The organism is Massilia mucilaginosa (assembly GCF_011682145.1).
Lineage (GTDB): Bacteria > Pseudomonadota > Gammaproteobacteria > Burkholderiales > Burkholderiaceae_D > Telluria_A > Telluria_A mucilaginosa.
This window is the reverse complement of the sequence record NZ_WHJH01000021.1, coordinates 15335-28028: the sequence shown is the minus strand read 5'-3', so window position 1 is coordinate 28028 and position 12694 is coordinate 15335. Positions and strand designations below refer to the sequence as shown.

The following is a 12694-nucleotide window of genomic DNA, read 5'->3' as shown; positions in this document are numbered from 1 at the left end:
ATTCCGAAACTATGCGTGTCCTACATTTCTATAAAACCTATTTCCCGGAATCGGTGGGCGGCGTCGAGCAGGTCATCCGGCAAATGTGCGTCGGCACCGGCCGCCTGGGCGTGCGCAATGAAGTGCTGACCCTGACGCGCCAGAAAGAAAGGCGCGACGTCGAGTTCGAAGGCCACAAGGTGCGCCTGCTGCCGCTCGACTTCGAGATTTCGTCGACCGGGTTTTCGGTGGCCGCTTTCCGCGAACTGGCGCGCATGGCGGAAGATGCGGACGTGGTGCATTACCACTTCCCGTGGCCGTTCATGGACCTGGCGCATTTTGTTTCGCGCATCAAGAAACCGAGCCTGGTGACCTATCACTCCGACATCGTGCGCCAGAAGCAGTTGCTGCGCCTGTACCAGCCGCTCAAGCACCGCTTTTTGCAAAGCGTGGACACCATCGTCGCCACCTCGCCGAACTACATGGCGTCCTCGGCCGTGCTGGACCGTTATCGCGACAAGACGCGCGTGATCACTTACGGGCTGGACAAGACGATTTATCCGGAACCGGACCAGGCGCGCATGGACAAATGGCGCAAGCAGATCGGCGAGCGTTTCTTTCTGTTCGTCGGGGTGCTGCGCTATTACAAGGGTTTGCATATTTTGCTCGATGCGGTTGCCAATACCGATTATCCGGTGGTGATCGTTGGGGCGGGTCCGATCGAGAACGAGCTCAAGGCGCACGCCGAACGGCTTGGTTTGACGCATGTGCTGTTCGTCGGCGCGCTCGACGAGGCTGACAAGGTTGCGCTCCTGACCCTGTGCTACGCGCTGGTGTTCCCGTCGCATTTGCGCTCGGAAGCGTTTGGTATTTCGCTGCTGGAAGGGGCGATGTACGGCAAGCCGATGATTTCGAGCGAGATTGGCACGGGCACGACGTATATCAATATCGATGCCGAAACGGGGCTGGTGGTGCCGCCGAGCGATCCGCAAGCGTTTGGCGAGGCCATGCGCAAGCTGTGGGACGATCCGGAACTGGCGCAAGCGATGGGCAAGCGTGCCGAGGCGCGCTATTGGGAGTTGTTTACCGCCGAGCAAATGGCCAAGAGTTATACCGCGCTGTACCACGAGCTGGTGGCGCGCCATGCAACGGTGGCGCTGGCGCAGGTGCAGGCCTAGGTCTTACTCGTCGGGGCTGCTTGGCCGAGCCAGGTTCATCCAAGCTCGGCCATTCCGGCCGACGTGGCCCGGCCGACGTGGCCCGGCCGACGTGGCCCGGCCTGACGTGGCCCGGCCTGACGTGGCCCGGCCTGACGTGGCCCGGCTATTCCACCTGGCTCTGGCCCGGATGGGATGACAGCGCGTCGTCGCCAAATACGGTATCCAGACCAGAGGCATCGATGCCGCGCTCGAACCACTGTTCAAGTTGCGCCAGTGGGGCTTCGCCGATGCGCTGTGCGGCCGGCTCCGGCAGATCGCCGAAGCGCTTGCGCAACAGCTGCGTGAGCATGCCGCGCAGGGCGCTCAACTGCCCGTCTGTCCTGCCTTCCACACGGCCTTTTTCGGTTCCCCTCTGAAAGCCGATGTCTTCGAATTCCTCGGCCCACGTTGCATATTGACGTCCCATGTCAGTCCACTCCTTTGCACTGTCAAACGTGAACGATGCCGGCTCGCCGCGCCGCTTCGCCAGGCATTCCAGCCATACCTCCACCGAACGCATCAGGCTGGCCTGGGGCGCATCGGCAAACCAGGTCACCAGCGCGGGCAAGACCTTGTCTCTGACCTCGGGAGCGCTCGAAAGTTCCATCCGAAACAGCAGCGCCAGCAGGGTGGCATTGGCTTCCAGCGCCGCCGCGTCCAGGCGCTGCTGGTCGATCAGCATGTAGCGCTGGGATGGCTGGAACGGCAGCAGTTCGGCGGGTGCCTCCATGAGCAGCTTGGACAGTTCCCGGCTGGCGTTCCATTCCGGCACGCCGTTGTAGAGCACCAGCGGCAGCACCGGCGGCAACAGCAGGGGCGGCGAAACCGCGTGCTGCTTGACCAGCTTCTGGTACAGCAGGCCGACGTAGCTCTGCATGCGCAAGGCCATCCAGCGGTCCACGCCGGACTGGAATTCGAGCAGAATATAGACATACAAACATTCTTCGCCGATTCGCACCCGCCAGACGATGTCGTTCTGGCGCGCCGCCGGACCGTCGCCCACGTAGACGGGATCGGCCGGCTCGAACGACGACAGCGCGACATTGTCGAACAGCCTGAACGGCGTAAACGTCGTGAGCAGTTCGCGCACCATCTCCGGGTGGGCAAACAGCGAACGGTAAGCGAGATCGTTATAGGCAGGCATGAGGCATTCTAGCCAGCGAATCTGCCCGACCCTTGTGCTGCATCAGCCGTGCGCGCCGCCGCCAGAACCATGCCGCCACGCCCCCGAGCGTCGTTGCGCACAGGATGACGTTGTCGGGTTTGGCAGGCATTGCTTCCTCTTCGATCTGGCTGCACTAAATTTCCGCAGCCCTGATTCGTCTACATCGGAACGGCGCAGTAACGCGCCCCCGCTGCTCCCTACAATCACATCCTTACATTCATGCACAGCCCACACCCAAACCCGTTCCGCCGCACCGCCGTTGCCCTGGCACTCTTGACCCTTTCCAGCGGCGCCGTGGCCCAGCAAACCAGCACCGTCATGCCCGCCGTCACCATTGTCGGCGAAGCCGACGGCGCTACGTACCTGGCCAAACGCAGTGCCTCCGCCACCAAGACCGATACCCCGGTCCTGGAAGCCCCGCAGTCGCTCACCGTGGTCACGCGCGATGAAATGGATGCGCGCGCCGTCACCAGCGTGCTCGACGTGCTGCGCTACATGCCCGGCGCCGTCACCGAAACCCACGGCGTCGATCCGCGCGGCTACGAATACTTCAATCTGCGCGGCTTCATCAACGCTCAGAACACCAGCAACTACCTCAACGGCCTGCGCCAGGTCCCAGGCGGCTTCGGCATGTTCCGCAGCGAACCTTACGGGCTGGAACGCATCGAAGTGCTGCGCGGCACCGGGTCGGTCCTGTTCGGCCAGGGTGACCCGGGCGGTACCATCAACCGCGTCAGCAAACTGCCGGGCACGGGCGCCGCCAACGAAGTGCGGGTCGATGCCGGCTCGTTCTCGCGCCGCCAGCTTGCCGCCGACATCGGCGGCGCCATCGGCGGCAGCGGCGCGCTGCACTACCGCGTGGTCGGCCTCCGCCTCGACAGCGACACCCAGTTCGACTACGGCAACGGCCAATCGGGCCGCAACGAGCGCCAGTATCTTGCGCCGTCGCTGCTGTGGAGCATCGCCCCCGGTACCACCCTGACCCTGCTGGGCGAGTACACCAACGACCGCAGCGGCAGCGGACGCTGGACCGCGGTACGCCCCGATGGCAGCCTGACCCACACCATGATCGGCGACCCGCGCTTCGACCAGCAGGAAAACGAACAGTGGTCGCTCGGCTACCAGATCGAGCACCAGCTCAATGCCGGCTGGACGATCCGCCAGAACCTGCGCCAGGCGCGCCTGCGCTCGGTCTATAACGCCATCAACCCCGGCGCGGTCGGCAACAACATCATGCAGCGCACCGCGGCGCAGTACTTCAGCCGGGTCGACAATACCCTGGTCGACAACCAGCTCCAGGGCAAGTTCAACTGGGCCGGCGCGCAGCACACCGTGCTGGCCGGGCTCGACTGGATGCGCATGGAAGACAGCGAGTACCGCGTGCGTGGCGCGGCGCCGGCGCAAAACCTGCTCGCGCCAAGCTACAACGTGACCATCGGGCCGCGCACGCAAGTGTTCGGCAGCCTGCGCGACAAGCTGACCCAGACCGGCCTGTACGCGCAGGATCAGGCCAGGTTTGCCAACGGCATGATCCTCACCGTGGGCGGGCGTTACGACAAGGTCGAGGATACCTTGCAGAATTTTCTGACGAAAGCGACCAGCCGTTCCGACGACAGCGTCTTGAGCGGCCGGGTCGGCCTCAGTTACCTGGTCACGCCGGAACTGGCGCCGTACGTCTGCGTCGGCACGTCCTTCCTGCCGCAGATCGGCCAGGATTTTTCAGGCAAGGCGTTCGAGCCGATGAAGGCGCGCCAGACCGAAGTGGGCGTCAAGTACCAGCCGGCCAACGGCAAGACCCTGTTCACGGCCGCACTGTTCGACCTGAGCAAGACCAATGTCGCCACCAACGATCCGCTGCACGTCAATTTCTCGGTGCTGACCGGCGCGCAGCGCGCGCGCGGGGTGGAGCTGGAAGCGCGCGGGGAAGTGCTGCGCGGCTTGAACATCACGGCGGCGTACAGCTACAACGATGTGGAAGTCAGCCGCAGCAACAATGCCGCCATCCTCGGCAAGATGCCGATCCTGGTGCCCACATCGTCGGCGTCGGTGTGGGGCGACTACGTGATCGGCGGCGGCGCCCTGAACGGGCTGGGCATGGGCCTGGGCGCGCGCTACGTCGGCAAGCATTACTGGGACCAGCTTAACAGCGGCCTGAACAAGGAGCAGACCGTGTTCGACGCCGTTGCCCACTACACCGATGGACGCTGGCGCTATGCCCTCAACGTCAGCAATCTGACCGGTAAGGAATACGCCACCTGCCTGGCGGAACCGGCCAAGACCTGCTTCTGGGCGCCGGAGCGCACGGTCCAGCTGAGCGCGCGTTACCGCTGGTAATCCGGCATGGCATATATTCGTGCTCAGCAGCACGATTGCCGCCAAAACCCGGGAACTGGTATGCTTTGACGAGCGCATCGCAAAGGCCACCCATGGTGAAGCAGTTGTTACTTGTTGCGGGATTGCTGGCCGGGCCACATGGCCATGCCGGCTTGCCGGAAGCGCCGCCACAGCTCTTCATCACAACCGAACATGCGCCGCCGGCAATCATGGCGGAGGGCGAGCGCGTGCTGGGCTACTCCTCCGACAAGATCCACGAGATCATGGCGCGCACCGGGCTGAGCTATTCAATTGACGTGTTGCCCTGGAAACGCGCGTACACCTCGGCCGTGCAGCGTCCCAACGGCTGTGTTTACGCAACCACGCGCACGCCCGAGCGCGAGCCACTGTTCAAATGGGTGGGACCGACCGACGAGGGCGCCTGGGTACTGCTGGGGCGGGCCGACCGCAACTATCAGCTGACCACGCTGGAAGATGCGCGCGGGCTACGTATCGGTACCTACAATGGCGATGTGCGCGACGACTATCTGCGCGCGCGCGGCTTCACGGTCGATCCGGCGCCGAACGACCTGCTCAACCCGCAAAAACTGCTGATGAACCGGATCGACCTGTGGGCCACCGGCCTGCGTCCCGGTGGCGGCGTGCTCGAACAAAACGGTTTTGCCGGCAAGATTGTTCCGGTGCTGGTGTTTAACCGGGCCAAAGGTTATCTTGCCTGCAACCGCGCCGTCCCCGACGCGCTCATCGACAAGATGAACGCCGCGCTCGACGCCATGAACCGCGACGGTACCTCGCGCCGGCTCGAGCGCAAGTACGACAACTGGACCCCGCGCAAGGCGGCCGACGGGGATGGCGCGCAGGCCGGTCCGGCGCGCTGAGCGAGCGTTGCCCCAAGCCGCCGCCAGCTTGCGAACGAGGCGAGCGGCACGGTCAGGAGCCTTCGGCGCGCTTGAGCGCAATGGTCCGGCGCGCCGGTGCCGCGGCGCGGGCGCGCAATTGCCCGCAGCCGCCATCGACATCTTGCCCGGCCGAATCGCGCAGCTTGGTCAGCACCCCGCGCTGATGCAAGGTGGCCGCAATCGCGCGCGCGCTCTCCCAGCTGGGCCGCTTGAACGCCAGATCCGGGATGGTGTTGTACGGGATCATGTTCAGCACCGCGTACTTGCCTTTTAACAGGCGCACGATGCCGTCGATCTCGTCGGCGCCATCGTTGACGCCTTCGAGCAAGGTCCACTGATACTGCACCGGGTAGCCGGTCAGGCGCGCATACGTTTCTCCCGCCTCGACCAGTTGCTCGGGCGTGATGCGCGGCGCGCGCGGCAGCAACTGCTCGCGCAAGCCAGGCTTGGTGGTGTGCAGCGACAACGCCAATGCAGGTTTGACCACGCCCTGTGCCAAACGTTCAAACACGCGCGGGTCGCCGACGGTCGAAAACACCAGGTTCTTGTGGCCGATATTGCCTTCCGTACCGAGCAGCTCGATGGCCTCGAGCACATTGTCGAGATTGTGGGCCGGCTCGCCCATGCCCATGAACACCACTTTTTTCACCAGGCGCTGGGTGCGCGCCAGTACCACCTGGGCGATGATTTCGCCGCTGCTGACCTGGCGGATCAGGCCTTCGCGCCCGGTCATGCAGAACTGGCAGCCGACCGCGCAGCCGACCTGGCTCGACACGCACAGCCCGTCGCGCGGCAGCAGCACGCTTTCGACCGCCTGGCCGTCGGCCAGCCCGACCAGCAAGCGCGCCGAGCCATCTTCACCGGGATGCGAGGAAATCAGGCGCGCCATGCCGTGCAGCTCGGCGTCGAGCGCGGGCAGAAAGGTGCGCACGCCCAGCGGCAGGAAATCGTTGGGACGGCGCCGTCCCTGGTCGTAGGGGCGGCCCTGGACCCAGTCGCGCAGGACGCGCTGTTCGTGCAAGGGCAGGGCGCCCAGGGCGCGCAGGCGCTGGCGGATCGTTGTAAGTTGCATCGCGCTATTTTATTGCATAACGCGATGCAAAGGAGCGAGGAAGACGGCACGGTCGCCCGCGCCGCCGCGCGGCCATCAGTACTGCACAATGCCCGAATGGTTATTGCTGCCGTTCTGGGTCAGGCTCGCGGTATAGCCGTTGCCGGTTTGAATGATCGACGACACGTTGGCCAGCGAATTGTTGGCATTGGTGCCGGTCTGGAACACCGTCGCCTTGTTGGCAAGGCCGTCCTGGGTCACTTGCGACTGGTTGGCGTTGGCATTCTGGGTCAGCGTGGTCAGGTTGTTATTGCCTTTCTGATTGATGGCGCTGAGGTTCTTGTTATCCGACTGGTCGGTCAGCGCATTGTTGCCCGTGCCGTTTTGGGCAATGGTCGAGCTGACGTTGTTGGCGTTCTTTTGGGCCGCCTTGACGTTATTGCCGGTGCCGGACTGGTTGACCGTCACGCCGGCATACGCGGTTTGCGTCTGCGATACCGTCACGCCGTTGTTCACGCCGTTCTGGGTCACATACGCACCCTGATTGGCGGAGTTGAGCTGGTTGACGGCCAGCTTGTTGTCGCTACCGGTCTGCTTGGCCAGGATCTCGAAGTCGGAAACACCCTGCTGGTCGAGCGTGGCGCTGTTTTTCTGACCGCTTTGCGACAGCGTGGCATTGGCCTTGGTGGCACTGTTCTGACGCACGGTGGCACTATTCTGATTGCCGGTTTGCGCCAGCGTCGCTGTCGTGTTCAAGGCCTTTTCCTGACGGATGCCGGCGTTGTTCTGATTGCCCTGCTGGGCGATCGACGCACTGATATCCTTGTTGACCCCGATCTGGACAATGCCGCCGGTTTTGGCGGCGGCATCGCCAGCCTTGTTGTTATCGCCGGTTTGCGAAATCGTGGCCTTGATCAGGCCGGTCGAATTTTGCTGCACCGTATACGCGCTGTTGCCGGCGCCTTTTTGGGCGGTGACGGCGTTCAGTTCAGCCTGGGCCGAGGTAGCGGAAAATGCCAGCGTCAGTGCGCTTGCCAGGGCGGATAAATGAAGTTTCATGAAATGCCTCCGTAATGGACAGGGTCAGGATGGATGCCATTCAGCGACCCCGGTTGCTGAATACTGTCCTACTGCTGGTTGACGCCGGCGCGGTTGGCGCCGCCATATTGCGTCACCACCGCATACAATCCGTTGCCGGCCTGGCTCACCCAGGCGGTATTGGGCGGCGTGCCGAAGCCGATCGTGCCTTCCTGCCTCACGCCCGCTGTGTTGTTATTGCCGGTTTGTATAATCAGGGAGTCGTTGCCCACCAGGGTTTGCCACTGCGCGGCGGTGTTGTGCGTGCCGTTCTGGCTAATCGCGCCGTTGTGGCCACTGCCGGACTGGTAAGTGCTTGCGCCATTGCCTGTGCCCGTTTGCTGGATCCCCAAGGTGGTTTGCTCGGTGCCGGCCTGCGTCGCCGCGACGCGATTGCTGTTGCCGGACTGGTCGATGCCAAGTTGGGTAAATGCGACGAAGTCTTGCTGCACCGCCGCCGCATTGAGCGTGCCGATTTGTGTCGCGCGCGCACTGGCGAAGCCTGAATTGTTGCGCTGGACCATGTCGGCCCGATTGGCGCTGCCGGTTTGAATGGCACTCAGATAAATATGGCCCACATTGTTTTGCTCCAGCCTGGCGCCATTGCCTGCGCCGTTTTGCGCGATCCGGGCATCGCTGTAGTACACGACGTCCTGCACGATCAGGCCGCCATTCGCATGGCCCGACTGTTGCACGTGGGCGCTGGTCTGGGCGTCCGCATGCTGGGTGATATTGCTCGTATTCGCGTTGCCGGTTTGCGTGGTGGTGGCATGGCCGGCACGGGCCGGATCGGCCGACAAGCACAGGGCGAAGCCGGCGGCAAGCGCCGGAAAAGACGTCTTCATGATGATGCTCCGAAAAAGGAAGAGGCGAATCAGGTGGGTTCAGCGCCCCTGACGCTGAATCAGCGTGGCGGTCTTGGCGCTGCCGGACTGGCTGATGCGCGCGTTTCCTTCACGTCCATATTGTTCTATGCGCGCCGTGTTGAGACTGCCTTGCTGGTCGACATTGGCGCGGTGGCCGATGCCATCCTGCACAATGCTGGCCTGGTTGTCCTGCCCCACCTGGCCGACGCTGGCGTGGTTGCCGTCGCCGCTTTGCAGCAAGTCCAGCGTGTTGGCGCTGCCATCCTGCAGCAGCGTGGCGCGCTGTAACGATCCGCGCTGCGCAAGCTTGACGCGCTGGGCGGCGCCGGCCTGGACGCCATCGACAAGGTGCCGCTGTCCGGACTGCTCGACGATGGCGCCGTTGCCGCTGCCTTGCTGGCGCAGCGCCAGCACATGGCCTGGCGGCGCCGCGGCCGGCAGTTCGGACGGCGCCAGGTCGGCCGCGCCCGCCAGGCTGGCCGCGCACAGGCTGGCCAGGGCGATGGCGGCGCGCCACCATGTGGTGAGCGGCGCTGTCATGGCTGCGCTCCAGCGCCGCTGGCGGCCTGTTTCGCCGGCGCATACGGCGCGCGTTCGGCGAGGTAACGTTGCAGCACCGGATTGTTCCATTGCGACTCGTCCTGCAGCGCCCAGCTGCCTTCGCGCACACCCTCGACGATCAGGTGGGCCACGCCGGCTTCGATCGCTTCGCTGACGCACAGCTGGATCGGCTCGTTGCGGGTCATCCCGCCTTCCAGCTCAAGTAAATTTTTCACATTCACGAACTTGAAGACGCTCGGATGGATCTCATACGAGTAGATGGTTTTGCTGGTCGAGACGCTTTGCAAAACCTGTCCGCCCCGAATATCGATGCTGCGCAGGTTCACCGTCACCTGGTCGACCCGGTACTGCGTGCTCATGCCAATGCCCAGGAAGCGCGCGCCCGCGCCCCCGGTGCGTACATTGCTTTCGTAGGCAACAATGCCGCCCTCGATCAGCAGCGACGCGGCCAGCAGCGGCGGAATCTGCACCGGCGCCGCATCGGCCGGTTGCGGCATTTCCAGCGCGCGCACGATCTTGCGTTCGGTAAGCAGGTTTTGCAGGTTCTCGCGTTCGACCGGAATGAACCAGCCCGATTCCTTGAGCGCCTTGACCAGCATCGACGAGGCGCCCTGCGTGACGGCGGTGGAGAACGAGCTGTCCGGGGCCGGCTTGTACTGCCCGGTCTGGTCGCGGATGCCATACACGGCCACGGCCACCTTGCCTTTCGGCGCGGGCAGGTTCAGCAGGTCGCGCGTGACCGGGGTGGCGGGCGCCAGCTGCGCGCCGGCCGTCACGGCCGATGGCGGATGGTGGAAGGTGCAGCCGGTCAGCAGGCTGGCAGCGGCGGCGGCGATTGCCCAGTGCCGCGCGTTCATTGCGCCACCTCGAAGGTGGTGGTGGCGCCGGTGGTCTTGTCGGTCGTGGTGATGCGCAACATGCCGCCGCCGAGGTCGAGCACGGTGATGGTGAAGTTGGCGGTTGAAAACGTTCCGGGCACCAGCTTGCCATCTTGCCCCAGCAATTTGGAGGTGGCCGCGGACGCGAGTTGACTCAGCACAGTGCGTTCGAGCGTTTGATTGAACTGTGCGAGCGGCGACTGGTCGAACATGGAAGAGCCGCCCAGACCCGAGCTCTCCTTGTGCTTGTTCGTTGCCGACGCACTTGCCAGCAGATTGGGGCCATTGGCGGGGTAGCCGCCGAACGAGGGGTTCACTGGCTGATACACGAGTTCGGTCGCGCTGGCGCTGCCCGCCAGCAGGGCCATGCACAGCGTGGCCGCGCGAGAAATGGAAGGGAGGTGCATGGCTGATGTCCTTACATAAACAGAGTGGATGGAGAGAGCGTCAGAATTCGTCGGGCGCCAGGTCGGCGTCGTTGACGCGCTTGCGTTCGGCGTCGGCTTCCAGCACCGCGTGCCAGGTTCTTTCGGCGGCGTCTTCGCTGAGCGATTTGATGGCCGCGCGGGCGGCGGGCAAACGTGTTTCGAACACGCGGCGCTGGGCGAAGTCGATGCGCACTTCGCTGCCGCGCCGTGCCGACGGGCGCTCGACGATGGCGAGGGTGAAGCGTTCACTGCCTTCTTTTTCGCGCCACGCGGCGATGAAGTACTGGCAGAAATCGTGGCCGGCAACGGTGATGGCCTGGCTCGTGACAACGCCGCCGTCGGTGTCGGCCACCAGTGCGCGCCGTGCCTGGCTGATCGTGTCCGTGCCGTCTTGCGGCGCTGCTTGCCGGGCTGCCGCGCCGAGCACGCAGCCAAGCGACAGCGCGCACATGGCGAGTAGGTTGGTGGTCTTGGGCATACGACCTCGCGGTTTGTTGTTCTTGTGGTGTGGCCAGAAAAATCGGTGACGACGGTGCTGATGAGATTCGAGTTTATCGAGCGAGACCCCGCTGGCTTTGATGACTGTCAAAAATTCAAGACCCGGATGTCAAGCGCTTCGGCTGGCTAAAAATCAATACTGGCGCGCGGAAATTTGAACGGGACAAGAGCTGTCCCAAAAGAAATCGCGCTGGCTTTTCAGGCGGCGCGATCACGATGCGGGGAGGAGGAGACGATGGCGAGAATGCGGGGCGGGTAGGGGCTTGTGTGTTGGCAGGGCATCGTCGCGTATCGGCGATGCCCGCCATGGAACGCGGATCAGCGCGGTGCACGGCGTCGGCGTGCAGCGTACAGGCTGCACAGCGACAGTGTGGCCAGCGCGAGCGTGCCCGGTTCCGGCACGGTGTTCCGGTCGGGCAGGGCCGCGCCGGCGATCAGAAAAATATCGCCGTAGCCACCCGTGTCGCACGGGCCGACAGGTTTGGCGTCGGCCAGCGTCGGGCCGGAAGTATTTCCGCCGGTGCCGAAGCAACCCATCCACACCTGCACCGACAGCGTGTCGTAGCCGGCGCCTTCGAGTCCTTTCAAGTCGAGGCTCGGGATGTAATTGATGAATTCCACGGCATTCGATGCCTGGTTCGTGTTGATCAGCTGCCCGCCCGTGGGGCAGCTGCTGCCGTTCGGGGACGGATACGATACCGTGTCGCTGACCACGCAGATCGCGCCGACCGTCATCGCAAAGTCGGTCGAGTTTGGCGTTGTCACGCCGCTGCCGTTGAAGGTTTTTGTCGATTGAAACAGTGACGGATCCTTGAAAATATCCAGGGCGTCGAGTTGCTGCGTTTCAAAATATTGGTTGTCCAGCGTGCCTTCGCTATCGCGTATCGTCACCAGCGCCCAGATCGGCAGGCTGGCCGTGCTGTTCTGCGGATTATTGAAGTCGAAAGCGATCATCATCTGATGGTAATCGCCGCCGAAGGTCAGCTTGCTGTTCAGCGTGGACAGGCCCATGTCCCAGCTGAACGCGGTGTCGTTGGCCAGCGCGCCGTTGTTGGTGGGATCGTTGCCGTCGCCTGTGAAGAAGTAATCCTTCTGGCCGCTGTTGATGGTTTTGAAGCCGTTTTCCGATGGCAGCGCCGCGTCGCCATTGGCCAGGGTGGCGCCGCCGTTCGAGGCGACCACGATCGCGTCGTGCAGCGCGCCCTGTGCCGCGCTGAAGGTGTAGTCGCCCGTGAATCCGCCAGCGCCGCTGCCGGACAAGTAGTTCAGTACGCCTGTCGAACACGAAACAAAATTGCCGTAGGTCGCGCAGGCGGAGTTGGGCGTGGGGTAGGTGCTGGAGTAGATTGGCAGCGGTCCTGCCAATACCGCGTTCGACGCGCTGCCAGCCAATCCCAGCAACGCAAGTGCGACGCAACGACGTGTGATCGAGTTCATTTTAGGCATCCCTATGTGATTATTCTTATCGCATGAAGGAGCATGGATCGTGCCAGTTTCGTAACTCTTTGTTTTGATTCGAATCCGGGAAAATCTTGCTTAAAACATGTAAAGAATTCCGACAGGTAAGAAATATTTGCAATTTGAAATGGTTAATCTGGGGGTAAACATGTTTTTGTCGTCGAAGGGGAGGGGGAATCGAGGCCGCGCGCACGGTGTAGCGGCGAGCATCGAGACCGATGCGATGCTACCGGCGCGCCGGCATGGCGCGCATCCAGCACGCGCAGACAACAAAAAACCCGCAGTCTCAAGGCGAGAATCG

General features: G+C 63.5%; 12 protein-coding genes. 3 read left to right on the top strand and 9 right to left on the bottom strand.

The features are described 5' to 3' along the window. Positions 1-11 precede the first annotated feature (11 nt). Entirely contained in the window at positions 12-1157 is a 1146-nt protein-coding gene (locus F2P45_RS17615) for a glycosyltransferase family 4 protein (protein ID WP_166877799.1), read from the top strand. Between the two features lie 145 nt (positions 1158-1302). Here F2P45_RS17615 and F2P45_RS17610 read toward each other — a convergent pair whose 3' ends face one another. Then, a complete protein-coding gene (locus tag F2P45_RS17610; protein ID WP_166877796.1) occupies positions 1303-2322 on the bottom strand; it encodes an Rpn family recombination-promoting nuclease/putative transposase in 1020 nt (339 codons plus the stop codon). A gap of 294 nt (positions 2323-2616) precedes the next feature. Here F2P45_RS17610 and F2P45_RS17605 point away from each other — a divergent pair, with 294 nt between their 5' ends. Continuing rightward, entirely contained in the window at positions 2617-4677 is a 2061-nt protein-coding gene (locus F2P45_RS17605) for a TonB-dependent siderophore receptor (protein WP_229505138.1), read from the top strand. 92 nt (positions 4678-4769) lie between these two features. After that, on the top strand, positions 4770-5555 hold the full coding sequence (locus F2P45_RS17600; protein ID WP_166877790.1) for a substrate-binding periplasmic protein: 786 nt from the start codon (positions 4770-4772) through the stop codon (positions 5553-5555). Positions 5556-5607: 52 nt separating this feature from the next. Here F2P45_RS17600 and F2P45_RS17595 read toward each other — a convergent pair whose 3' ends face one another. The 8 genes from F2P45_RS17595 to F2P45_RS17560 form a co-directional block, all read right to left on the bottom strand. Then, positions 5608-6648: an RNA methyltransferase gene (locus F2P45_RS17595; protein WP_166877788.1), complete on the bottom strand. Its 1041-nt coding sequence runs from the start codon at positions 6646-6648 to the stop codon at positions 5608-5610. 75 nt (positions 6649-6723) lie between these two features. Beyond that, a complete protein-coding gene (locus tag F2P45_RS17590; protein WP_166877785.1) occupies positions 6724-7686 on the bottom strand; it encodes a hypothetical protein in 963 nt (320 codons plus the stop codon). Between the two features lie 68 nt (positions 7687-7754). Then, positions 7755-8549, bottom strand: a complete 795-nt coding sequence (locus F2P45_RS17585; protein ID WP_166877783.1) for a hypothetical protein — start codon at positions 8547-8549, stop codon at positions 7755-7757. Between the two features lie 39 nt (positions 8550-8588). Next, positions 8589-9110 (bottom strand): curlin, encoded by a 522-nt coding sequence (locus tag F2P45_RS17580; RefSeq protein ID WP_166877780.1) that lies wholly within the window; start codon positions 9108-9110, stop codon positions 8589-8591. Beyond that, positions 9107-9988, bottom strand: coding sequence for a CsgG/HfaB family protein (locus F2P45_RS17575; protein ID WP_166877777.1), 882 nt, complete (start codon positions 9986-9988; stop codon positions 9107-9109). Before F2P45_RS17575 ends, F2P45_RS17580 begins: the two co-directional genes overlap by 4 nt. Further along, entirely contained in the window at positions 9985-10416 is a 432-nt protein-coding gene (locus tag F2P45_RS17570) for a curli assembly protein CsgF (protein ID WP_166877775.1), read from the bottom strand. Before F2P45_RS17570 ends, F2P45_RS17575 begins: the two co-directional genes overlap by 4 nt. Positions 10417-10456: 40 nt before the next feature. Continuing rightward, positions 10457-10915, bottom strand: a complete 459-nt coding sequence (locus F2P45_RS17565; RefSeq protein WP_166877774.1) for a CsgE family curli-type amyloid fiber assembly protein — start codon at positions 10913-10915, stop codon at positions 10457-10459. A 338-nt stretch (positions 10916-11253) separates the two neighbouring features. Continuing rightward, on the bottom strand, positions 11254-12372 hold the full coding sequence (locus tag F2P45_RS17560) for a PEP-CTERM sorting domain-containing protein (protein WP_166877772.1): 1119 nt from the start codon (positions 12370-12372) through the stop codon (positions 11254-11256). Positions 12373-12694: the final 322 nt, after the last annotated feature.

Coding starts and splice junctions, on each gene's coding strand:
- F2P45_RS17615 (WP_166877799.1), top strand. CDS start 12: ATGCGTGTCCTACATTTCTATAAAACCTATTTCCCGGAATCGGTGGGC.
- F2P45_RS17610 (WP_166877796.1), bottom strand. CDS start 2,322: ATGCCTGCCTATAACGATCTCGCTTACCGTTCGCTGTTTGCCCACCCG.
- F2P45_RS17600 (WP_166877790.1), top strand. CDS start 4,770: ATGGTGAAGCAGTTGTTACTTGTTGCGGGATTGCTGGCCGGGCCACAT.
- F2P45_RS17595 (WP_166877788.1), bottom strand. CDS start 6,648: ATGCAACTTACAACGATCCGCCAGCGCCTGCGCGCCCTGGGCGCCCTG.
- F2P45_RS17590 (WP_166877785.1), bottom strand. CDS start 7,686: ATGAAACTTCATTTATCCGCCCTGGCAAGCGCACTGACGCTGGCATTT.
- F2P45_RS17585 (WP_166877783.1), bottom strand. CDS start 8,549: ATGAAGACGTCTTTTCCGGCGCTTGCCGCCGGCTTCGCCCTGTGCTTG.
- F2P45_RS17580 (WP_166877780.1), bottom strand. CDS start 9,110: ATGACAGCGCCGCTCACCACATGGTGGCGCGCCGCCATCGCCCTGGCC.
- F2P45_RS17575 (WP_166877777.1), bottom strand. CDS start 9,988: ATGAACGCGCGGCACTGGGCAATCGCCGCCGCCGCTGCCAGCCTGCTG.
- F2P45_RS17570 (WP_166877775.1), bottom strand. CDS start 10,416: ATGCACCTCCCTTCCATTTCTCGCGCGGCCACGCTGTGCATGGCCCTG.
- F2P45_RS17565 (WP_166877774.1), bottom strand. CDS start 10,915: ATGCCCAAGACCACCAACCTACTCGCCATGTGCGCGCTGTCGCTTGGC.
- F2P45_RS17560 (WP_166877772.1), bottom strand. CDS start 12,372: ATGAACTCGATCACACGTCGTTGCGTCGCACTTGCGTTGCTGGGATTG.